The 22,540-nt window shown below is 59.4% G+C and carries 23 protein-coding genes and 1 tRNA gene; 9 read left to right on the forward strand and 15 right to left on the reverse strand.

Features of this window, described 5'->3' with window-relative positions; all coding sequences use genetic code 11:
* Positions 1–44 precede the first annotated feature (44 nt).
* The 4 genes from J4O76_RS19485 to J4O76_RS19500 form a co-directional block, all read right to left on the reverse strand.
* Complete coding sequence (locus J4O76_RS19485) at positions 45–485, reverse strand: hypothetical protein (protein WP_426283717.1); 441 nt, start codon at positions 483–485, stop codon at positions 45–47.
* Positions 486–569: 84 nt separating this feature from the next.
* Positions 570–1,058: a DUF2726 domain-containing protein gene (locus tag J4O76_RS19490; RefSeq protein ID WP_426283718.1), complete on the reverse strand. Its 489-nt coding sequence runs from the start codon at positions 1,056–1,058 to the stop codon at positions 570–572.
* A 178-nt stretch (positions 1,059–1,236) separates the two neighbouring features.
* Positions 1,237–1,566, reverse strand: a complete 330-nt coding sequence (locus J4O76_RS19495) for a single-stranded DNA-binding protein (RefSeq protein ID WP_426283782.1) — start codon at positions 1,564–1,566, stop codon at positions 1,237–1,239.
* Positions 1,567–1,617: 51 nt separating this feature from the next.
* A complete protein-coding gene (locus tag J4O76_RS19500) occupies positions 1,618–2,265 on the reverse strand; it encodes a hypothetical protein (protein ID WP_426283719.1) in 648 nt (215 codons plus the stop codon).
* A gap of 289 nt (positions 2,266–2,554) precedes the next feature.
* Between J4O76_RS19500 and parA the strand changes: the two genes are divergently transcribed.
* From parA to J4O76_RS19515, 3 genes are all read left to right on the forward strand, one after another.
* Positions 2,555–3,241 carry a ParA family partition ATPase gene (gene parA / locus J4O76_RS19505; RefSeq protein ID WP_426283720.1) on the forward strand — a complete coding sequence of 229 codons (687 nt, stop codon included), beginning with the start codon at positions 2,555–2,557 and terminating at the stop codon, positions 3,239–3,241.
* Positions 3,238–3,537: a ribbon-helix-helix domain-containing protein gene (locus J4O76_RS19510; RefSeq protein ID WP_426283721.1), complete on the forward strand. Its 300-nt coding sequence runs from the start codon at positions 3,238–3,240 to the stop codon at positions 3,535–3,537. Before parA ends, J4O76_RS19510 begins: the two co-directional genes overlap by 4 nt.
* Before the next feature lie 350 nt (positions 3,538–3,887).
* On the forward strand, positions 3,888–4,301 hold the full coding sequence (locus tag J4O76_RS19515) for a DUF3617 domain-containing protein (RefSeq protein ID WP_426283722.1): 414 nt from the start codon (positions 3,888–3,890) through the stop codon (positions 4,299–4,301).
* Between the two features lie 104 nt (positions 4,302–4,405).
* Here the strand turns inward: J4O76_RS19515 and J4O76_RS19520 are convergent, their stop codons facing one another.
* The 4 genes from J4O76_RS19520 to J4O76_RS19535 all read right to left on the reverse strand — a co-directional run bounded on the left by J4O76_RS19520 (position 4,406) and on the right by J4O76_RS19535 (position 7,593).
* Entirely contained in the window at positions 4,406–4,627 is a 222-nt protein-coding gene (locus J4O76_RS19520; protein ID WP_426283723.1) for a hypothetical protein, read from the reverse strand.
* A gap of 242 nt (positions 4,628–4,869) precedes the next feature.
* Positions 4,870–4,946, reverse strand: a tRNA-Pro gene (locus J4O76_RS19525).
* A 362-nt stretch (positions 4,947–5,308) separates the two neighbouring features.
* Positions 5,309–6,121 carry a helix-turn-helix domain-containing protein gene (locus J4O76_RS19530; RefSeq protein ID WP_426283724.1) on the reverse strand — a complete coding sequence of 271 codons (813 nt, stop codon included), beginning with the start codon at positions 6,119–6,121 and terminating at the stop codon, positions 5,309–5,311.
* A 590-nt stretch (positions 6,122–6,711) separates the two neighbouring features.
* A complete protein-coding gene (locus J4O76_RS19535) occupies positions 6,712–7,593 on the reverse strand; it encodes a replication initiator protein A (protein ID WP_426283725.1) in 882 nt (293 codons plus the stop codon).
* 790 nt (positions 7,594–8,383) lie between these two features.
* On the opposite strand from J4O76_RS19535, the gene J4O76_RS19540 reads away from it, so the two are divergent.
* Both J4O76_RS19540 and J4O76_RS19545 read left to right on the forward strand, forming a co-directional pair.
* On the forward strand, positions 8,384–8,545 hold the full coding sequence (locus tag J4O76_RS19540; protein ID WP_426283726.1) for a hypothetical protein: 162 nt from the start codon (positions 8,384–8,386) through the stop codon (positions 8,543–8,545).
* 215 nt (positions 8,546–8,760) lie between these two features.
* Complete coding sequence (locus J4O76_RS19545; protein ID WP_426283727.1) at positions 8,761–8,958, forward strand: hypothetical protein; 198 nt, start codon at positions 8,761–8,763, stop codon at positions 8,956–8,958.
* A gap of 68 nt (positions 8,959–9,026) precedes the next feature.
* Here the strand turns inward: J4O76_RS19545 and J4O76_RS19550 are convergent, their stop codons facing one another.
* On the reverse strand, positions 9,027–9,431 hold the full coding sequence (locus tag J4O76_RS19550) for a MerR family transcriptional regulator (protein WP_426283783.1): 405 nt from the start codon (positions 9,429–9,431) through the stop codon (positions 9,027–9,029).
* Between the two features lie 84 nt (positions 9,432–9,515).
* On the opposite strand from J4O76_RS19550, the gene J4O76_RS19555 reads away from it, so the two are divergent.
* Positions 9,516–10,286, forward strand: coding sequence for a MauE/DoxX family redox-associated membrane protein (locus tag J4O76_RS19555; protein ID WP_426283728.1), 771 nt, complete (start codon positions 9,516–9,518; stop codon positions 10,284–10,286).
* 137 nt (positions 10,287–10,423) lie between these two features.
* On the opposite strand, the gene J4O76_RS19560 is transcribed toward J4O76_RS19555, so the two are convergent.
* The 6 genes from J4O76_RS19560 to J4O76_RS19585 form a co-directional block, all read right to left on the reverse strand.
* Entirely contained in the window at positions 10,424–12,346 is a 1,923-nt protein-coding gene (locus J4O76_RS19560; protein WP_426283784.1) for a BCCT family transporter, read from the reverse strand.
* Between the two features lie 147 nt (positions 12,347–12,493).
* The gene (locus tag J4O76_RS19565; RefSeq protein WP_426283729.1) at positions 12,494–13,516 is read right to left on the reverse strand and encodes a potassium channel family protein; all 1,023 of its coding nucleotides are present in this window, start codon (positions 13,514–13,516) and stop codon (positions 12,494–12,496) included.
* An 84-nt stretch (positions 13,517–13,600) separates the two neighbouring features.
* The gene (gene rodA / locus J4O76_RS19570) at positions 13,601–14,668 is read right to left on the reverse strand and encodes a rod shape-determining protein RodA (protein ID WP_426283785.1); all 1,068 of its coding nucleotides are present in this window, start codon (positions 14,666–14,668) and stop codon (positions 13,601–13,603) included.
* Between the two features lie 127 nt (positions 14,669–14,795).
* Positions 14,796–15,986, reverse strand: a complete 1,191-nt coding sequence (gene nhaA, locus J4O76_RS19575) for a Na+/H+ antiporter NhaA (protein WP_426283730.1) — start codon at positions 15,984–15,986, stop codon at positions 14,796–14,798.
* A gap of 138 nt (positions 15,987–16,124) precedes the next feature.
* A complete protein-coding gene (locus tag J4O76_RS19580) occupies positions 16,125–17,432 on the reverse strand; it encodes a mechanosensitive ion channel family protein (protein WP_426283731.1) in 1,308 nt (435 codons plus the stop codon).
* A 99-nt stretch (positions 17,433–17,531) separates the two neighbouring features.
* Positions 17,532–18,833, reverse strand: a complete 1,302-nt coding sequence (locus J4O76_RS19585) for an SLC13 family permease (protein WP_426283732.1) — start codon at positions 18,831–18,833, stop codon at positions 17,532–17,534.
* 236 nt (positions 18,834–19,069) lie between these two features.
* Between J4O76_RS19585 and J4O76_RS19590 the strand changes: the two genes are divergently transcribed.
* The 3 genes from J4O76_RS19590 to J4O76_RS19600 all read left to right on the forward strand — a co-directional run bounded on the left by J4O76_RS19590 (position 19,070) and on the right by J4O76_RS19600 (position 22,449).
* Complete coding sequence (locus J4O76_RS19590) at positions 19,070–19,831, forward strand: hypothetical protein (RefSeq protein ID WP_426283733.1); 762 nt, start codon at positions 19,070–19,072, stop codon at positions 19,829–19,831.
* A gap of 34 nt (positions 19,832–19,865) precedes the next feature.
* Entirely contained in the window at positions 19,866–21,149 is a 1,284-nt protein-coding gene (locus J4O76_RS19595) for a DUF4118 domain-containing protein (RefSeq protein ID WP_426283734.1), read from the forward strand.
* Positions 21,150–21,366: 217 nt separating this feature from the next.
* Positions 21,367–22,449, forward strand: a complete 1,083-nt coding sequence (locus J4O76_RS19600; protein ID WP_426283735.1) for an endonuclease/exonuclease/phosphatase family protein — start codon at positions 21,367–21,369, stop codon at positions 22,447–22,449.
* Positions 22,450–22,540: the final 91 nt, after the last annotated feature.

Raw genomic sequence — 22,540 nt, forward strand, 5'->3', positions numbered from 1 at the left:
TGAGGCGACGATCGCCGCCATCGTCCGCATGGTCGCGGAGGGGTTTAGCTGTAACGACCCGAGAAGAGGTCGCCGATTGCACGCCGGCGAAAGGCGTTCCACCAGCGGCGCCGACGATGTTCGGCTGCGTCGTGGATCATGTGGCAGCGCTGACAAAGGGCGGCGAGGTTGCGCCAGCGCAGGCCGTTGAAGGTCGGGTCGTGGTTGAGATGGGCGGTCGCGAGATAGACCGGCGTACGTGTCATCCCGATCGCCTCGAGCGGCACGAAGCCGGGCTGGCGGCGAAGCTGGCGGCCGCGGCCATCGCGCCAGGCGTGGATCTCGGTATCCCACCAGATGCCATCGGTGCCCAGCAGCGTGGCGCGGCGTCCATGGGGGCGCTGGCAATGCTCGCAGCGCCCGCCTGCGCGCGTGAAGCGCACGATCCGACTGATCTCCGGCCAGTCGATCGGGTAGAGCCAGCGATGTTCCGGACGGATCGGCATGGCACCGATTCTGAATCACGCGCCACGAGAACGAAAGGGGAAAATCGCTGTCCAGCGGCGAATTTGTCCTGTTCCTTTGATCGGTCATGCGCCGCTCCGCGTCGCACTGACGGACGTACCGGCGTTGTTTGATTGGAGGGGCTGAAGCTGCGTTGCGATATCGGTCATGGAGAGTCTTCCCGCAGGAAGGCGGATGGTGCGGTAGCCGGCCGAAGCGGTCATCGCGTCATGCTTCCGATCGCGCAAGGCATCATGGCTGCGATCGTCCAGCGCGAGGATCGCGAGGATCGCACCGGGTGCGCGATCTTCGATCACGAAGTCGACGATCTTCTGGAAAAACCTATTGCGGGTGCGCATCGCCTCTTTGCGACCCAAGCCGGCCTTAGGCTGTAGGAGCGCGCTCATCGAGACCTGCACATGCACGCGGGCATCGGGGAGGATGCGCTCGATGATGCCTCGGGCGGCGCGCTCGCGTTCGGTGAGCAGCGCCTTGGCGCGTACTTGCGGCGTGCGCGGGATTGCCTCGGTGATCGCGGCCAGGGCGATGACGACAACCAGTGCCGCGACGAGCAATTCAGGTCGCGCGTAGTGCGTCATCGTGCGGTTGAATTTGGTGCGAGGGCCGGGAGGACGCGCAAAGCGCGCCTCCCGGCCAGACGAGGATCATTACCCGACAGGGCCGACACCGGGTGCGCGGTCGGTCGGGGCGCAGCGCCGATAGAGCCGTGCCGAACGCCGCCCCCGCGTCCCATCAGCTATCCGAGTCCTCGGTATCAGTCTTAGTCAGTACCGAAAATGTATCTGCGATCAACTCTGTCCGGTAGGTCGTGTCGTTCGCTTCGCCATGCTGGCTCTCGCGCACGCGCCCGGTAATATGGACCAGATCGCCTTTACCAGCATTGTCGACCTGGGAAGCGACGTTTGAGAAGCACACCACGCTGTTCCAATGCGTATCCGTCTTCCACTCCTCGCCGTCGCGCCGGTTATAATTGGCCGCAACGCTGACGTACTTCACTTTCTCACGCGACGTAATCTTGCCAATCCGACCGATGATCCGAAACTCTGCGATATTCTGAGGCATCATACTCTCCTTGGCTGAAGTGGAATGCTGAAACCACCCGGTTGATAAACGCTATTCGCGCTCCTGCTCGGGATGTCGGAAATAGTATTTCGCGATATTCTCGGGCGTCGCGTAAACTTGGTACGCTCGCGTCCAGTCGTGACTGATGTCGCGCTGTGCGGTTTGCAGTGGCACCTGATGGGTGCAAACGAGCCGCCACAGGACATAGGCCAGGACGTTCTTGTCGCCGGCATTAGCCTGGCCCTGGCGCGGTTGAAGCCAGAGGTCGTGCATATCGAGCGGCGCGCCCCCAATCGACATCGGGATCAGATGGTCCAGCTCGTAGTCGACCATGCGCTCGCCGGGATGCTGCGCATCCATCATGCGGCGTTTCAGCAGCCCGGTGATCGAATAGGCGGGTCGTGCCGACCGGGCGTAGCCCGGGCGGCAGATCGTCTCGTCGACGTTGGCCTGGGTGATAGCGGGGTCGACCGCCCCCGGTGTTTCAGGCGGTGGAAGAAGCGCGGCTAGGTTCGCAGGGATCAAGGGCGAGTGGATCACCTTTGAGATACCGACGACGGCATCGCACACCGAACCGTCGTTCGTCGACGCGCAGCCGAACGGATTTGAGCCAGCATTGTCGTAGTGAAGCGATGGGCGTTGCCACAGGACGATCCCTCCGAGGACCAAAGCACCGCCCAGGATCGCGCGCGCTCTCATCGGAGCGGTGCCGTTCTGCGTGGCGCAAAGCACCGGCGCCTTTTTGGCGCTACGAGATCGTCCAGATTTTGAAATCGGGCCAGCATTTCGTCATTATTACGATATCAGTCAAAAATGACAGCCCTATTTTATCGACCTTGTCGCCGCCTGATTTGAAGCCAACTTTTGGGAGAAGAGCAGACCAAAAGCAGATCAGCACGCGCGACGATGGGTAGGCATCGCAGCCAAATACACTGATCCCCATCAGCAGTGTTGCATTGTCGCGATGTAGACATGTAGGAGGGCAGACATGCCTACTATCGCAATAATCAGCCAGAAGGGAGGCGCGGGCAAGACGACGCTGGCGCTTCACCTTGCCGCTGCCGCCCATGACGCGGGCCGCGTTGCGCTCGTCATAGATACCGACCCCCAAGCGACTGCCAGCCAGTGGGCAGCCTGGCGCCAAGACGCACCGCCTGAAGTGATCGACAGCCCACCGCCACGACTCTCTGCCAAGATCGCGCAGGCGAGAGGGCAGGGGGCAGATTTTATCGTCATCGATACTCCGCCTCATGCCGACAGCGCCGCGCGTGCCGCAGTCGAGGTTGCCGATCTAGTCCTGATCCCATGCCGTCCCAGCGCCTTCGACCTGGCGGCGATTCAGACGACGGTTAAACTCGTGCAGTTGCTCCGTAAGCCAGCCTTTGTGGTGTTCACCGCAGGTTCCCCTAACGCGCCGCGCATGTACCAAGAGGCCGGCGGACTCGTCGAAGGGTTTGGTACGCCAGCCTGTCCGATCCAGATCGCCGACCGCGCCGCCTTTCGCCACGCAAGCGCGGAAGGCCGCACCGTCATGGAATTCGAGCCCAACGGCAAGGCGGCAGGGGACATTCGACACATCTACAGGTGGACATGTCTACAGCTTGGAATACCGCTCAAGGCGCCAAAGAAGCCATCATCCAAACTTTTAAAAGAAAACGGAAAAACTGTAGCATGAGCCGCAAGCCGTCCTTCGCAAACCTGCGTGATCGCACCTTGCCGGAATCAGTCGTCGCAACACCAGTAGCTTCACAGACTGTTGCACAGACGCAAAACCAGGCGGGCGGACCGGGGGCTACATCGGGTCCTGCGAGCCGGCAGGGTCGCAAACAGATCGCAGGTTTCTTCACACCCGAGATGTCGTTCGCCATGCACACGCTGGCACGTCGCCAGGGCAGAAGCCTCCAGGCGCTGATGGCTGAGGCATTTAACGACGTGCTGCGCAAGCACGGCGAAAGCCCGATTGGGGACTGATCGCGACATCAAGTTCCGATTGGCCCTGCCAGCCTGCGCCCAGGCATAGTGCGGGCGGGTCACAGCCGAGCAGGTAGAGTCGATAAGCAACTCAGCTATGACGGCCAACCCTGCCCTTGAATTGCAATGAGATCCCCGGCGCACGCCTTCGGCCTCGCTTGTCTTCCCATCCAACATGGTCGCTCTGGGGGGCACCGATACGGTAATGTAACGGGTCATTGCGTAGGCTGGGGCAAACTGTTCGGTGCCATCGCTCTAGGGAGCAGGACCGTCTGCCACGGGAGGGCAGTCAGTTGTCTACGGCGCGCAATCCGGTAAATGACTGAGGTATGACGAAATACCTCATGCTTATGCTAGTTGGCCTTTCGACTACTGCTACCGCGCAGGTGGTACAGCCAGGAGATTGGGACGTCACGTCAAAGGTCGTAGACCTGACCGTACCGGGTGTTCCCGGATTCCTTTTGCGAATGATGAAAGGCAAATCGAAGGCCGAACGCAAGCATCTGTCGAGCGGGCAGGGGATCGAGACGCTCCTGATGCCCGACCCGAAAGCACGATGCCGGATCGACAGCCAGCGCGTCGCCGACGGCAGATATGCGCAGAGCCTAAGCTGCCCGCAGAAGAAAGGCGACTGGATACATATCAGTCGCACGGGGACCTACGATGCGACGGGCTATACTGGTCGGGCAACCGTGGCTGGCATGACCCCCAAAGGGGCTCTCAACGTCGTTCTGGATCAGCGCGCAACGCATATCGGGCGGTGACGCTGCATTCTGGTTCAGCCGCTCGTCGCCCATTGCCATTGTGTGCTTAGCGCAAGGCTATCGTCCGAAGCGGAGAAATCCACCGTCAAGATGAGCTATCTTGGTCAGCCGGGAATGTCCCAGTTGGCCTCCTCGTTGGCTGCCTTCGCGTTACGGACAAGTTGCTCGACATAGTCCTGGAAGATGGGAACCGTAAATGTGACCAATAGGGGCTCACCCCCCGGTTCCTTAAACGTCAGCGTGACGAAGCGCTGGCCCTCTTCGTCGTGCACAAGGCCTGCTTCCATCGCACCTGGGCCGCTTGGAGTGATGACGGTCGGTGTCACGCAATACCCTCAATGATATGGGCGACGCCGCGGTATTGCAGCCTTCCGGTTTCCCCACAGTCTTTGCGGATTCGGCCAGATACCGCAAATCGCGCGAACCGACCGATAAATCGTAAGTCTTCCGCAACTGGTTATCCTGGGGCGAAGTTCGTCGCTTTCACGTTCAATCGCTGGCGTGAAACGGTATAGAATGATGAAGGCCCGCCCCAGCATGGAGGGGCGAGAATAAACCTTACGGTCTATGGTCGGGGAGACAGGATTCGAACCTGCGACCCCCTGGTCCCAAACCAGGTGCGCTACCAGCCTGCGCCACTCCCCGACGGCGCTGCGGTTAGGCATACCAGCGCCAATACGCAAGCGTCATGACGCGATAGGGACAAAATGCTGGGTTGCCGGTCCTGCATCGCTGGAACCTTGATTTCCGTTCGCTTTCTCGAATGCGGACGCTTTCTACCGCGCGCTCTGATCCAACATCCTGATAAGAAGCATGATTTTCATAACGCATGGCACGACGGGTCTACTTCGAATGTGGTCTGATAATCAGAGCTTCAGAAACCGCATGATCCCATTAGGGAGCATTCGCGGCGACATCGTCGCCGCGTCCAGGGTTTTCCGCGTATTATCCCGTTGGTTTGGTTCGGGAGTTTCTGGCTTCTGTCAGTTATTCGTCGTGTTGACCGTCTAGGCCAACACTGCATTTTCCATTTTAATAGAATCAATTAGCGGTTGTGGATCGATTTGAGCTTCGCGCTCCATGCGATCGATCGTCTCGCCGAGCTTAGCGAGAATCTTGCCGAGCGGACCATCGACGGTAATCTGTGCGAGTTCCCGGCAGGACAGCGTCTTCAGCATTGCATTGGTTTCCAGCGTATGGTCGGCGTGATACTGGGCAACATCGTCGGGCAACGGCGCAGGACGCATCCAGCGCGGAAGATAGGACTGCACGCTGCCAGGCAGCAGAGGTCGGTAAGCGTTGGATGTCTGTACGTACCGCGGCCCGGGGCCATCACTCTTCACACGGCTAAAGCGCCGCTGGCGCACGAGAAACCCGATCGCCTCGAGAATGCGGAGCGCCCGACCAACGGTTGCACGACCAAGCCCGGTCGCCTCTGCCAAATAATCGTAGGAGGGGTACACACGGCCACGGTTTAACCGCGCAAGCGTGAGAAGCTCTTCGAAGACCCGCACGGCGCTGCCTGTAAGCTGAGCTATACCCCGCTCGACGGCCGTCAGCGTCCGTTCTCCCGAGCGCGCATCGCGCCGCAACCGCCGTGCAGCGTCGAGGGTTTTGCGCGCAACATGCAGCAAACGGTCGGTTTCGCCCTTGCCGGGTGCCATCCAGAAGACTTCTTCGAAGGTACCGGCCTCCAGGCTGTCGCGTAGCACAGGTGCGCCTGTCCGGTGCAGCGCGCCCGATCGCGCGGGCGCACGCTCGCGCGTCAGCAAGCCGAACGCCTTCAGCGCGGCATCGCCTATCGTAATAGTCCCCATCATCCGTTCCCTTTTGAGGGTGGCGGAAACAGGCAAAAGTCAGCCGTGGCGCAAAACGCGCATCCTTGAATTCAATCTGAAAAGCGCATACTTAAGGATCGTTGTGAGACGATCGTTTGTGCTTGCCGGCACGAACTTAGTATGTGCTTTTGGATGCCCGGCCTTCGTGCCGGGTTTCCTTTTATCCGCTCACAGCCATTCCTTCGTTATCGATGCCATGGGCTTGATGGGGCAGGTGACGACCTGAGCAGCGTATACATCCCGCGCTTGCGTAAACGCTGCGCACGATGCGGCTCAGAAACCCGACACTTGCCCCCCCTTGCCGATGATCGTTACGACCACGCCCTCGCTCGTCGGATTGGGAAGAAACCACATTCGACGAACGACGACAGCCGTTCCATCATCCTTGCGGTTTATCGGGGCAGGGCAAAGCGCCAAGGTTCGTGCTTTCGCACGGAAAACTCGGGAAATGTTCGTGCTATCACACGGAAAACCCCTGGCCGGGGTTCGATCACCGCGCCGGGTCGGTCGACGATCACCGAATTTGAGTTCGTGCTATTACACGGAAAACCCCATGCGAACCTGCAAACGGATTACGCGTCGGTGCCGTCTTCAAGGATTTCGAGATCTCTTTTGGGTCGAAAACCGATGGTCGTATGCAATCGCGGCCGACCACCGCGGCCCGACGGGATTTTCGTTTCGACCACGTTGAGCGTATATTCGGGCAGACAATCCTGTTCAGACACGTCGCGGAGCTGCTTCTTAAAATATTCGAGGCCACGTCGGTCCGAAGCGCAGCCTACGCGGGCCGCCAGCTCGCCAATATCAAGTGTAAAACCGTCATCCTTGCAGTTGAATTTAGCAAGTTCGTACAAACGCCGTTCGATAGGGCCAAGCTTGAAAAAGTCATGATGGTATGCAGCGATCCGCTGATCCGTCAGGATCGCCCGATACAACCAGTCACATACCATGACTTCAACCCACTTTACACGGCGCTCACCCGTCGACGTCTTGATGTACTTGATGTCGGCTTTGAGCAGCCAGGAAAATGAGCTGTCCGATCCTTCGCCACCGGTTTCGATATTGGTAACGATCTGTGTGCCTTGCAGCCTGTTCAACGAGGCTTTGAGCGACGTGTAGGAGCGTGCGGACGAGTTCGTACCCGTAACGCGAAAGAGATCGTTGGCGGTAAACGTCATGATCCGGTCGGCTTTTTCGCCTTTTTCGGCACGCTCCGCCATGAGACTGGCGATATAGAGCAGGATTTCCTTGTCATAGATCGTCGCGACACCGGTTTTGCTCGGATTGATCTCGATCCGGGCTTCGCCTGATTCAAAGACCATCGGCGTCATATGGGCCTTTTTCGACAGGGCGAAAAACGGAAACTCAGCCACGGTCCGCTCGCCCTGTACATCGCCGTACAGCGGGCTGTGCACCGAAAACAGGTCACCCTGAAAAACCGAAACGTCGCCCATTATCCCAAACTCGCCTTTATCAGCGATCAACCTGTGTCGCTGCCTCATGCTTGTCCAACGGAAAGGGGGTTTTCCGTGTGATAGCACGAACATTAGGTAGGATCGTTCGAGGCTTGCCGGGTTCGGACGGGCAAACCTCAGGGAGCACCGCGATTCTGGTGCAATACCGTTGAGATGTGTACGGCTCAGCGTGCTTTGACGAGGAAAACGCCGGGCTGTGGCACGAACCTGGCGACCACCACAGCAGACTTCGTGCTATTACACGGAAAACCCCGTCAGCCTCAAAAACCGCAGCCGTTTGGGATTACTCGCGCCGCCGATGTTGACGCTACCTATGTCCGGCGATGAACAATATTGCAGTCCATAGGTGGACGTTTGGCTGATGAACGGCATCTAACAAGCGAAAGCGCTGATGTGTCGGCATGTCGACGTGTCGATGTGTCGACCAAGGCAAAGGCCTTCACCGAGGCAGGCGAGTCTTCGCATTGGGCCGGCAGGGAGATCCGGCATGACATTTGTTGTAATGGATGCATCCGCGGTACTGGCGCTCCTTCGGGATGAACCAGGCGCCTACACGGTCACACTTCAAGTCGGGCGAGCAGCCATTTCCGCCGTTAATCTACGACGCGTGTGCGCTGAGAACACACTGCACCCCATCATTCCGCCGCGTCTCGCGCCTGGAGAACGAAGCCGTTCTCGACCGCATGGCGGCGTGGTTGTCAGCCAGACCTGACATGCTGGACCACCGGCGAAACACGTCGAGCATTCCTTCGGCACCATCAAGCAGTGGATGGGTCAGGGCGCGTTCCTGATGCGCCGGCTCGAGAACGTACGCGGCGAATTCAGCCTGACCGCGCTCGCCTACAACATGAGACGGCCCATCAGCCTGGTCGGTGTCCCGGGCCTGATCGCCGCAGCGAGGGCGAAAAACGGCCCTTTCGCGCCCCAATGAACCGCTGGGCTTCGGATAAACGGCTTTTGGAGGCCTCTATGCGGTCAGAGGGCAGCGATTACGCCGTGTTCGGCTTGGGTGGCCGCTCAGAGAAAAACCGCCACTGTCCAGGCGCTGCTCAGGGCTTTCCACACGCTCTGTAGCATATTCGCGACACGATGGCGCTCGGTTGTGGGGATCTGCCGCATTCATGCCAGTAGTAGTACGATGATCGCATGCTGAAAATACGGATGAAGCAGGAGGCGGAGCAGAACGCGGACGCGATGAAGCGTCTCACGCAGATCAAGATTTCGATCACAGAACTCGGAAGCGAGGACCTACTCGATCTTGCCGACATTTGTAGGGAAAAGCCCGAGACGACTATCGCGCAGTATGCCTTCGCTGAGATGGCCCGGGGCAAAATCAGTCTGTAAGCCGCCTGGATGATGCGGTCGGTATGACGGCTTGCGCCCATCATTTACTGCCACCGAGCCTTTCGAATCTAGCTATCCGGCTGGTCGAACGAGGTCAGGATTGGACATGGGCCGGCCGCGCCGCTGCCGCACTGTTGAGCGAGCCGGCGCAGCGATGCGCGGGCCTGCTCCAATTCTTCGATCTTGGCGTCCAACGCTGCGATCCGTTCGCTGGCGAGTTCGCGTGCACGTGTTCGATCGTCTGTCGCATCCAGTACCAGCAATTCCTTGATCTGTACGAGCGTGAAACCAGCCGCCTGCGCCGAGCGAATGAAGCGCAGCCGGCGTACGTCTTCAACACCGTAGCGCCGTACACTCCCGCCATGTCCGGTGCCGCTGGGCCGCTCGGGCGTGTCCAGCAACCCGCGCCGCTGGTAGTAGCGTACGGTCTCGACGCCGACGTCTGCCCCACGAGCCAGCCCGGCAATGGTCATCTGCGCCAACCCTTGACTCCGTACCATGGTCCGGACCTCATATGAGTGGCAGCCTGAAAGATACCAGCTTGAAAGCCGCTGCTCATGACCACGATCGCTGCCCCCCGCCACGCCACCTTGTACCGGATGGTAATGGAAAAGCACGTTTGTCCCTACGGCCTGAAGGCCAAGGATCTGCTGCAACGCCAAGGCTGCACCGTTGACGACCGCTGGCTGACCACGCGGGAGGAAACGGACGCCTTCAAGGCTGAGAACGGCGTGATGACGACGCCGCAGACCTTCATCGGGGGCGAGCGGATCGGCGGATACGACGACGTGCGCCGCCATTTCGGCAGGGCCGTCGCGGATCCCAAGGCAACGACATACAAGCCGATCATCGCGCTATTCGCAATGACCGCATTGATGGCGCTCGCTGCAAGCCGTGCCGCTTACGGCACGCCCTTTACCTTACGGGCGGGCGATTGGTTCATCGGGTTCAGCATGGCGGTGCTGGCGCTACTCAAGCTCCAGAACATCGAAAGCTTCACCACTATGTTCCCTAATTACGACCTGCTCGCTAGGCGCTGGGTGCGCTACTCCTATATCTACCCCATCGCTGAGGGCTTGGCCGGCGTGCTGATGATCGCGGGCGTGCTGACCTGGTTGTCGGTGCCAGTCGCACTGTTCATCGGGACGGTGGGTGCTGTGTCGGTGTTCAAGGCAGTGTACCTTGATAGGCGCGAACTGAAGTGCGCCTGCGTCGGCGGGTCCAGCAACGTACCGCTCGGTTTCCTGTCGCTAACGGAGAACCTCATGATGATCGCAATGGCGGTGTGGATGGTCGTCTCGCCCGCAGCGCTTACGCTCGCCCACTGAGGCCCAGGTAGAGCAAAGCGCGGACGGTGTTGCGACATTAGCACCCTCAAGAAGCGAGTTGGGCGGCACTCCTATGCCTCAAAAACCTTGATATGGGCGACGGCAGCAAGTCCGCAATTTGGCGACGCGTGGTGCCATCACGCACTGACAGATCCAGCCAAACGCCATCGTTCTAATTGGGTCAGCACGTCGCTGGCGATTTGATCGGCAGAAAAGCCAGTCAGGTCACGAAACCGTGTTTGGCTGTTCGTCTGCGCAGCCAATGTCCAAGCCACACTGCGGCGGGCTTCCGGCGCCTCCAACGCGGTGTAAGCTGCCAGGGGTCGGGAGCGTGGCATGAGCCGGTAACTGAAGGAATCATGACCACCATCGCCGACCGTCAACGCGATCAGGCCCTCTTCAATCGCGAGTTCGTTGGTCGTCCAGCCTTCTTCTTGCATCGCATCATAGACCGAGCGAAGCGCGGGTTCCCCGTTTCGTATCATCTGCTGGACGATGTCAGTACGGCGAGCCGGGACCAGCAACCGCTTAATCCGTTCGCTGACCGCAGCCGCGTCATCGGACAGCGTTATCCCAGCAAGGTCGGCGTTGGTCTGGCGGACGAGGCCGACCGCCAGCATCAACATGATGAAGCAGAACGGCAGGGCAGCAAGAAGCGTCGCAGCCTGCAACGCGCCGAGCCCTCCCGCGACCAGCAACAACGTGGCAGTAGTACCCAGTAGCACGCACCAGTAGACGCGCTGCCAGCGCGGCGTTTCCTCTGCGCCACCCGATGCCAGCGTGTCGATCACCAGTGCCCCGGAATCTGCAGACGTGATGAAGAAAATGGCAACTAACCCGATCGCTAACGTAGAAGTCACGCCCGCGGCCGGCAGGTACTCTAGAAACTTGAATAAGGCGGTAGACAGATTTGCCTGTACCGCACTGGCAATTCCTCCCGCCGCTGGCCCGAGGTCAAGCGAGATGGCGGTGTTGCCGAACACCGTCATCCATAAGAAGGTAAAGGCTGTAGGCACGAAAAGCACGCCGATTACAAATTCCCGGATCGTGCGCCCGCGGGAAATGCGGGCAATGAACATACCGACGAATGGCGACCATGCGATCCACCACGCCCAATAGAACAGCGTCCAGTCGGCCATCCACGCGCGCGGTTCGTACGCATAGAGCGTGAACGTACGCACGACGAAGTGATCGAGGTAGAGGCCGAAATTCTGCACGAGCGCACGCAGCAAAAAGAGCGTTGGGCCGACTGCCAAGACGAACAGCATCAGCAGCACAGCGACCGTCAGGTTGAGTTCTGAAAGGCGTCGGATGCCCCGGTCTGCTCCGCTTAACACCGAAATGGTAGCAGCGCCCATGACCAGCACGATCACGATGACTTTGGTCGTAGTCGTGTCGGGAAGGCCGTAGTTATAGGCGAGGCCAGCAGTCATCTGCGAAACACCAAAGCCGAGAGAAGTCGAGACCCCAAACACCGTGCCGCACACCGCGAAGATGTCGATCGCATCGCCCAGCGGACCGTTGATTCGTTTGCCTAGGATCGGCGACAGGCCTGATCGCAGCGTTAACGGCATGCCCTTTCGATAAGTGAAATAAGCGAGGCTCAGTCCCACCAGCGCATAGATCGCCCAAGCGTGAACACCGTAGTGGTGGAAGGTAATTGCCATTGCCTCGCGCGCGGCTAGAATGGTGCCACTTTTTGCTTCCGGCGGAGAGATGTAATGCTGAATCGGTTCGGCGACCGCGAAGTACATGAGGCCAATGCCCATGCCGGCAGCAAACAACATTGCCAGCCATGATAGATACGGAAAATCGGGTTCGGCATCATCCGGGCCTAGCTTGAGTTTGCCCGCAGGCCCGAAGCCGAGAGCGAGCACTACCACCAGGAACACGGCGACGGACGCGATATAGAACCACCCGAATGTGTCGATAGCCCAGCTTTGCGCCGCCTTGAACGCGGAGTCTGCCGTGCCGGGCGCTGCTATTGTCGTCACAAGCAGCAAGGCGATGATCGCAGACGCGCCCCAAAATACGCGCGGGTTAATTTGGCTTTTATGCATTTCGGCTTTTAACCCCGATAGCCACAGATAGCTATTCAACGGCTGCGGACTCCACCGCGAGCAAACCAAGCGATTGTGTGGCAAAAAATAGTTCGGAGACGCAGTCGCCCATGTTCGCCGCTAGATCATTTCTTGTTATGAGATGATTTAGCGGCGGGGAACAACCTCAACAATCATATCGCCGGCCTCCAAACAGGCGGCCTCAGGTTCCCAGAAGCAGTAGTCCTGATGACCACGATAAATGCGGTGGCCGAGCCCGGTGGCGATGGAAGCAAGCGGTTTACCTACCTCTTCGGCAGAGACCTTGCGCTCTCGCAGAACTACACGCCCGCCTGACGCGGCAAGATCGGCCATGTATTCGGCGGTATGTGCGCCGTGTGTGGACCCGGCGAGCAGGAGGCCGGCAAAGCTGGCCGGATTGATGACCACGTTTGCGCCTGCCTGATGCGCGATTGCTTCGTTGTCTTCCGACCGGATCACCACGCTGATCGGTAGATCGGGTGCGATCCGCCGCGCCGTCAGCACTATCAAGATCGAGGTATCGTCGCGACCGGCGGAAACAATAAGCGCCCGGGCCTTGGAAAGACGGGCCGCCTCTAGCGCTGCGTTTCGTGTCGCGTTCCCCTCCATCACCGTCGTGCCGCAACTCTCTGCCGTGCGTAACGCCGCAGCGCGCTCGTCGACGACCACGATCATACCCGGATCGGCACCGCGACGGATGAGTTCACTTACAGCCTCAGATCCGCTTGTGCCGAAACCGGCGACCACGACATGACCTTCGAGGTGCCTCTGGATCACCGACATACGCCATCTCTCCCAGACGCCCTTGAGCAGAAAATCATACGCGGTACCTAGAAAGATGAGCCATACGAAGAGCCGGATCGGTGTCACGACGAAGGTATCGAACATCCGCGCTTGCTGTGTCACAGGAACGATGTCGCCATAACCGACCGTCGTCACGGTAATCATCGTGAAATACAGGATGTCGGCGAACGTCACGGGCTCGCCCGAGTTCTGACGAAGGCCATCTCGATCGAACCAATGGACCGCGAGCGCGATGCCGATCAGCGCAAGCGCGACCAGCGCCCGCCAGGACAAGGCCAGCCACGCTGGGGTACGACTCTGGCGCCGCAGGCGATAGTGCACCGTGTCTGCATCCCCAGTGTGCATGCCACCTCCTGCATCGGCACGCCGCTGTTGTGAAGCTAGGTTGGTCCGTCGAGGATCGGAACAAAGCCATAGCATTCAGCAGAGTCATAGCCCCCCGATATGGCGTGTCTGGAACCGCTCTCGGTGAATCGACATGAGGATTCCAAGCAGGATCAAAACGGTCATCATTGCCGATCCCCCATAGGATAGCAGCGGCAGCGGGATGCCGACGACAGGTGCCAGGCCCATGACCATCGCGATGTTGATGCTGACATACAGAAACAGCGTCATCGCAAGTCCAGCAGCGACCAGACGAGCAAACATCGACTTGCCGTCGAACCCCAGGTTCAAGGCCCACCTGACGAGGTAGCCATAGGCCAGAAGGACGAACAGGCCGCCCATCATCCCCCACTCCTCCGTCATCGTCGAGAAAATGAAGTCGGTGTGTGTTTCTGGGAGGTATTTCAGGTGGCTTTGCGTCCCTTGCAGAAACCCCTTGCCGAAAATGCCGCCGGATCCGATCGCGATCTTGGATTGCGACAAGTGGTAGCCCGTGCCGAGCGGATCGCTCTCCGGATCCATGAATATCAGGATGCGGTTCTTTTGATAATCGTGGAGCAACCCCCATGCGACTGGCAGCAGGGCGCCTACGATCGCGCCGGCGCCGATAAACCAGCGCATTTTCGTACCTGCCAGGAAGATCATCGTCGTCCCGGCGATGGTGATCATCATGGCGGTGCCAAGGTCTGGTTGCAGCATCACGAGCCCGGCTGGAACCGCGACCAGCGCAACCGGGATGATCAATACGCCGGGGCGGCTGATGAAACCGGGCGGGACTGTGTCGTAAAAGCGCGCAACGCTCAGCACGACCGCAAGCTTCATGAACTCGGATGGTTGCAGGCGGATGATGCCCAGATCGATCCAGCGCTGAGCGCCCATGCCGATATGCCCGAACAACTCGACAAGCAGGAGCAACGCGAGCGTGACGGCGTAGAAAGTGTAGGCATGCCGCTTCCACGTCGCGACGGAAACCCGCGAGAGTACGAGCATCCCTGCAAACAGCACGGCGAAGCGCACGGCCTGGTTCGTTGCCCAAGGCGCAAGATGCCCTCCGGCAGCCGAGTAGAGCGTTACCAGCCCAAACGTGGTGATCGCCAATACCGTCGCGAGCATCGACCAAGGCAATGCGCGGATCGGGGCGGGCAATGTGCCAGCTCTCAAGATTTTTTCCTGTATCCAGTATTAAAACAATGATGGGCAGGTGCTTCGACCACGCTTTGGTCCGTGCGCCACCCGTCGCTCAGAGGCCGGTATTAGCCTTCGGCCGGCCGGACGTGACGCTCCGGAGCAGGAGGTAACCGAGAAGTCCGGAGAGGAAGGAGCCGGCGAGAACGCCTAGCTTGGCTTCCGCCTGTAAAAGTTGGCTGCCGGGGAAAGCGAGCAATGTGATGAAGATGCTCATCGTAAAGCCGATCCCGCAGAGCAATGCGACACCGAGCAACTGCCGCTTGCCCGCGTGGGCTGGCATGTCGGCCAAGCCGAGACGAACCGCGAGCATGGAAAAGCCGAACACACCTGTGATTTTTCCGATCAGCAACCCCAAGGTAACGCCAACCGTCACGGGCGCAACCAGCGCCTCGGCAGGTAGCGTCAGCACGGGCACTCCGGCATTGGCCAAGCCGAAGATGGGCACGACGAGAAAGCCAACCGGAAGGTTCAGCGCATGCTCCAGTTTATGCAACGGGCTGTCCAAGTCGTTGTCGGGATGGCCGGGCGTGCACTGCATCGGGATGGTGAAGGCGAGCACGACCCCGGCGAGCGTCGCGTGGATACCCGAGCGGAACACCAATACCCATAGGGTAACCCCCACGAGCAGATACGGCGTAAGGCGACGCACGCCGAAGCGGTTGAGGCTTATCAGAACCATGATCGCTACGGCCGCCCCGGCAAGATCCGGTATCGACAGTTTCGCCGTGTAAAACACGGCAATGATCATCACGGCGCCAAGGTCGTCAATGATCGCTAGTGCCGCCAGAAACACCCTCAGGGATGCAGGAACGCGGTTACCGAGAAGCGCGATTACTCCGAGTGCGAATGCAATGTCGGTGGCCGCTGGAATTGCCCAACCTGCAGCGGTCGGACCACGATTGAACGCGAGATACACCAAGGCCGGGACCATCATGCCGCCAGCGGCAGCGATCCCCGGCAATATGCGACGCGACCAAGTCGAAAGCTGGCCATCCAGCATCTCGCGCTTGATCTCCAAGCCAACGAACAGAAAAAATACCGCCATCAACGCATCGTTGATCCAGTGCCCGACCGATAGCGGCCCGACGTAGGCGTGAAGGATGGTCTCGTAGTTCGGGCCGAGCGGCGAGTTCGCTACGATGAGTGCCAATACCGCCGCGCCCATCAGCACCAGACCGGCGGAGGATTGGCTTTCGAGAAAGCGGCGAATAGCGCTTGGCTGTACGTGGCGCGAGTGGCCCATCGTGACGGTCTCCGGACACAAATTTTCAGCACTGGCGGCCCGACCAGCGTAAAAACCTGCCCCATTGACATGAGAGCACCCGTCACGCCCTATCGCATCAGAAATTGACCGGGGCAACCCGATCAGAGTGGCAGTGGACTATGTCGGAGTTATTTCCCCGCTTGGTGGCGAATGAAAGCGCAGATCGCGCTGGGGCACTGGCATGGTGACGCCATGTTCCTTGAACAGATCCCAGATTCGAAAGAACACGTCGCTAGTGACGTTCCCAACCCCCGCCTCGGGACTGTCGATCCATATCCGCAGGTCGAACTCTACCCCGTTGTCGCCAAATTCCTTGATCCAGCAGACAGGGGCGGGTTCGGTCAGCACACGGGGCGAGACGGATGCGGCTTCAACGGCGAGCCTCTGCGCAAGTCGCAGATCGCAATCGAACGATACCCGAAATCCGACATGAACCCTGACGTCCCGGCTTGAAAAAGACCAGTTTTCGACTTCGTCGGTCATCAGCCGTTCGTTCGGGATCAGATGCTCCTTGCCATCGCGGGTCAGGACTGAGACCGCGCGAACGCCGATCTTGTTGACCCAGCCGAAGGTGTCGCCCACCGCGATGACATCGCCGGGTTTGATCGATCGGTCGAGCAGCAGGATGAGACCGGCGATCAGATTGCCGAGCGTCTTCTGCAAACCGAAACCGATCGCGAGCCCGAACGCCCCGGAGAACACGGCCAGCGCTGTGAGATCAATGCCGAGAAGGTCGATACCGACGAAGATCGCGACGGTGACAACCGCGATTTGGGCGAGTTTCTGGAACAGCACGCGTTGCGCCGCGTCGAGCAGCCGAGCCTGTCCGATCCAGCGCAGGATAATCCCGAGGAGTGCTCTCGCGGCGAGGAACAGCAGGAGTGACAAGCCGACCGCATTGACGATGTCGAGCAGCGAGATGCGACGGTTGCCAACCCTCATGCTGGCGCGATCTAGTCCCGCGATCAGAGGGCTAAGGCCACCCAGTCGACTTGCCAGCACGATGAGGAACAACGTGGCCGCGATCAACGACGCCGGCCTGCTTTGGAGGCCAAGCGCACGGCCAAACTCATAGGCCAGCACCGCAATAGCGATGCCGAGACCTCCGGCGAGGAGAAGGTCGGCGCCGGGGCTCAGCCCGCGAATGCCCAGAAACGCCGTCAGTAACAGCGCCGTCACACCAGCGCGAGCAATTGCCATCAGCCGCGGCGCGATCACATCTGCGTGACGTGGCGCCAAGGCCGGCAGAAGGTACTGGCAGGCGAGGCGCCCTGCAACGATACCCAGCAGGAGGGCCGTGCCTAAGATCGCGACAGCCGAGATCAGGTCATGAAACGGGAGCGCCGTCCATTGATCCAGATAAGTCCGCCACCAGGCATCGTGTTCCAATCGGTTCTCCAGTGCCTGATCTGCGGCGTCGATCACCCGACAATCTTAGTGACGATCACGACGTCATTCGCATCTGGTAGCCGTCCCGATGCAAACTAACCATGGCGGTCATTTCGGGGCGGCACTGAGCATGGATCAGAACGGGAAGAACGCACATGTAGTGGTGATCGCGACGATAGCGGTAAGAAGATTGAGCGGAAGTCCCACGCGAAGGAAGTCCGTGTATCGATAGCGTCCTAGTTGATAAACGATGACGTTCGTCTGATAGCCGAATGGGGTCGCAAAGGAGGCACTGCCGGCGATCATGACTACAACAAGGAAGGGGCGAGGGTTTACCCCGAGACTCTCCGCCAATGCCACTGCGACCGGTGTGACCAACACGGCCACGGTGGCATTCGAGAGCAACTCGGTCAGAACCATTGTCAGGCCATAGAGCACGATGAGAGCAGTTAACGGACTTACGCCCTCGAGAGTGGCAATAAGCTTTGTGGTGGCGGCACTCGCGAGCCCGCTTTGCGCCATCGCGATCCCCAAGACGACCATCCCAGCAATGAGAATGAGGATCTGAGGTCGAAGGCCGCCATAGGCTTGATCGGCCGAGATGACACGTAGCAAGATTAGCAACACTGCTCCTGCAAATGCCGTTGCGGCGATCGGTGCGACGTTCAGCGCGGCGAGCAGGATCGCGCCGACGAACGTCCCAAGCGCGATGGCAGCCTTGACGGGCTGCAACGGACGACGCTCGGCAAATAACTCGGCGTCCCCGACTTGCCCGCCAGCAACATTGATAGTCGCATCCGGATGCCCATCGGTTGGGTCCAGCATCCGCGTGCCCATTAATTTGCCGCTGAATAGCAGTAGATAGAGTCCGCCAACCAACGCAACGGGCACACCCACGGGCGTGATCTCGAAGATGCCGAAGCGGCTTTGACCGGCAATGCGCGCCATGTCGTCGACCAGGAGGTTGGTCGACGTGCCCAGCAACGTGCAGCATCCGCCAAGGATCGTGATGTAGGATAGCGGCATCAGATAGCGCTTGGCCGGCAGTTGCAGGCTCGCCGCGACGTCCTTGACGACGGGGGCGGTCAGCACGACGATCGGGGTGCTGTTCAACACGCTGGAAAAGAGCCCGGCAATACCTAGCAATAGCCAGACCCCCGTTCCGCCTAAGCGCCGGCACATCGCGACGGCAGCTTCAATCGCACGATCAAGCAATCCCGACAGTTCGAGCGCATAGGAAATGACGAAAAGCGAGGCTAGTGCGATGATAGCGGGGCTAGCAAAGGCACCCTGAACGTCAATCGGGCGAACCACACCCGCCATAAGCAAAACGGCCGCGCCCGCTAGAGCTACAACATCCGCACGCACCTTGTCCCAGATGAGCGCCGCGACGACGCAGCCCAGTACAAGCAGTGTAACGATCTGGTCGAGCGTCATAACTGCCTCAGCGGCAACCAGAAGCCAGTGCTTTTCATAGTAACCTTCATGCCACGCGGTATGGAGGATCGTGAGAAATTTGCTACAGTTCCTGAATGATCGAGCCAACCCCCCGTACAAGTCGCCTCGTCGTTGCCGGCTCGGCCGCGGCGATCGTTCTGTTAGGCGGGGGCGGGTTTCTCATAGGGCGAAGCACCGCGCCCCCACCGCTGCCGCCAGTCGCAAGTCCAGCGCCTGTGCAGGTCGCAAAAAAACCGCTCGTTCCCGAGACGCCTGGTGTCAGTATTCTGGCACGCAGCGATATGATCGCGATTGCCAACGCTGCGGCAGACGCCACTTCGTCAGGAGCGCGACTTCCAGAGATGGCGTCCGTTGCCCAGGGTTTGCGGTTTGAGGTCGACCTACCGTTCGGTTGCGATGGTCCGGTGAGCGAAGACAGTCGCGAGGCATTCCAATGGCGGTACGACGCCAAGTCATCCTCACTTAGGGTTTCGGTCACACCGGCTGTATTCGATGCTAGCGAGTGGCTGGAGGAACCGTCATCAAGTGTTGCAAACGCCACGCCTTCGGCCAATCGGAAAAAGGCTATCGAGGGCTTCTGGATTGCGCGACCGTGGTCGTCGCGCGAGACCTGCGAGTCCGGTTCGCTGCCCGTCGCTCCACTTGGCATTGATGCTGTGACGCTTCCGGGCCAGACGCTCGGGTTGGCGGAAGTCTTTTCCGATGAGGGGGCGAGGAGCGCGAGGCGCGGGGGCAAGCCCTATGAGAGCGTACGTCAGATAACTGAGACCGATCTCAAGATCGATCAAGGCCTGCGCGTCCGCCTCTCCGGGCGCATAGCCCGCTTTCCCGATGGATCGACAGTTCGGTGCCGTCAGCCGGCGGGCAAGGACCAGCGTCCGGTATGCCTCGTTGCCGTAAGCTTCGACGATGTCGCCATTGAGAACCCGTCGACAAAGGAAACGATAGCGACCTGGCCGTCGGCGAACAGAACGTGAGATTGCCGCAATTGAACACAAAGCTGTTTGTCACGTGATCCTTCGCGACGAGTCTGGATTGAACGCGAAAGATCCCTCGCTCAAGGTTGAGGAGGTGGCGGAAACCCGTATTCTTGCGGCAGTAAGCGGATCGGGAAGCGGAGAGCGGGTCGTTGAACTAGCTGCAGATCTGGCCGCGGCGCTAAGTGCGAGCTGGCACGCGGTGTTCATCGAGACGCCTCGATCGGCTCGCGATCCCGCCATCGCACGAAGAGCAGCTGACGCGTTAGCGCTGGCTTTGCGTCGGGGGGCGACAGTCAGCAACGAACCCGACGACGACGTAGCAAGCGGCTTGGTTGCACATCTTGCAGGTTCACCGGTCGAGCATCTCGTCATCGGAGCCCCGACATCCGAACCTAAGCGCCGCTGGTTTCGACGGTCGATGATATCGTTGGTACAGGAGCGGTTACCTTCGGTGACGGTCCATATCGCGCCGGCGACCGTGCCCGCATCAGCCTTTGAAACAGCAGATGCAGAGGCATCGCTCCCATCAAAGCCCAACCTGCGCCATCATCTCTTCGCCTTAGGCCTCGTCGCCATCACGCTCTGTCTTGCTGAGCTGGCAAGCCTGTTGATCGGCGGACGACCGCTGAACCTACTGTTCTTGTTTCCTGTGATCGCTGCGGCCGCCCGCTTCGGGATCGGTCCAGCCCTCACCGCGACCACGGCGTCAGTGCTGGGCTTCGATTTTTTCTTGCTTCAGCCTCGTTTCCACTTCGAACCGACAACGCCCGTCATATTCTTGACGCTGGCATCGTTACTGGCGGTCGCAGTCTATACCAGCTGGGTGACGCAAGCGCTCCGGAGCCGGGTTGCCTTGAGTGATCGCAGCGCGAAAGAAAATGCCCGGATTGCATCCTTTGCCCAGATCCTTGCTCGTGCAGCAAATTGGAATGAGACGGCTGGTGCAGTTTGTGACGAATTCAGCAGCGTGCTGAAGGCCGACGTTGCCGTTTTCCGCGAACGCGGTGGAGGTTTGGAACTTGTCGACGCGACAATGGATCCACTTTCTTGGGGCCCGATTGATCAAGCAGCGCTGGATTGGTGTTGGGAGCACGGCGTATCGGCAGGTCGTGGGACAACAAATATTGCCTCTGCTGAATGGCGGGTTGAGCCTTTGCGGACGTCACTTGGGACTTTAGCGGTTTTGGCTCTTGTCCGTTCTGATGGGCGTGATCCGATCAGGGCCGATCGAGGGGTCTTGTTTAGCACGTTAATCAGCCAGGCGGCGTTGGCGCACGAGCGGCTGATCCTCGAAGATAGCTTGCGTACAGAGTAGCCCAGCCGGCAGTGGTCAGCACCACCCCTCTGAGGACGAACTCCTGATTGCCGGCAATCAGGACGTTGCGTAGGCGCTTTGTAATGCGTCATGCAATCGGCGGAGACCGCTGCGATCTGCGATGCACGTCATTCGTTAATCCTGCTTCCGCACGAACATAGGCAAACGAATGAAGCACTTGCGTTACCGCGCTCAGGTTCGCAGAGACCGGCACCTAATGCTCTTCACTACGTCACGAAAAACAGCTGCATTGCCGTGGTCGATGGTATGCCGTCTGTCGACGCTCGCTTTTGTGACCGGTACAGCAAGCTGTGTCGCGCTGCCTCCTCCCCTGATGCAGTCCTGCGCAACAGGTGGGCACGCAATCTCTGTGTCAGCCGATGGTCTGCGCGCTAGCACTACGTTCGACGTTCTGACCTTCAACATTGAAGGACTTGGCTGGCCGGCTCGTGGGAAGCGCGCCGGATCTCTGGTGAAGATTAACGCTGCACTTAAGAACATGATGAGACAAGGCACCGCACCGGACGTGATCATGGTGCAGGAGATGTTTAGCAAGGCTGCAGTCAACGCCGTTCAGGGCCTTGGCTACCCGAACATGGTTTCTGGCCCGTCCCGAACACAATCTAAGAATTTGCCTGTCAACGACAAGATGCCTGGTCCGTACCGGTGGAAGAAGGGGGAACTTGGCCTGCATCTGGTCGGATCAGGCCTGTCCATTCTCAGTCGATACCCAATTATCGAAACGCACTCGGAGCCGTTTGGCAAGCGTCGATGTGCAGGCCTCGACTGCCTCAGCAATAAGGGTATGCTGTATGCACGTATGGCTATTCCCGGTGTCCCAGGCACAATCAATCTGTTTAACACGCATCTCAATTCGCAGAGGTCTTCTCGGGTACCGCCACGGCGACATGCCCGTGCGCATCGCCTTCAGGTCGAAGAGTTGGGCGATTTCATTTCCGCTGTCGGGGACCCGAACATTCCGACGATTCTTGGCGGAGACTTCAATATGAAGAGTTCGGCGATACGGTTCGAACGCTTCCGCAACGTTACCGAGCCGTTCGAGATCGTGCAGGAATATTGCATCGATAATCCGCTACCATGCGATGTCCGCATATCTTGGGACGGTGATGAACCGTGGATGGATACGCAAGACCTCCAACTATTCGAGAGCGGTTCCGCCGTCGATGTCATACCTGTGCGCGTCGAGGCTCTTTTCGATGGCTCGGAGCGCAGTCCCAGATTATCGGATCACGACGGCTTTCGGGTTACCTACAAGGTAAGCTGGCAGGTAAATAAATAGAATCGCATGTTTATTTGGTATCTATTTGTTTTTAAAAATTCGTATTTTTCAGTTTACAATAATTGCCTGATTATCGTGAGCCATTACTGTG

The sequence above is a fragment of the Sphingomonas sp. NFX23 genome, assembly GCF_049887795.1.
Classification (GTDB): domain Bacteria; phylum Pseudomonadota; class Alphaproteobacteria; order Sphingomonadales; family Sphingomonadaceae; genus Sphingomonas.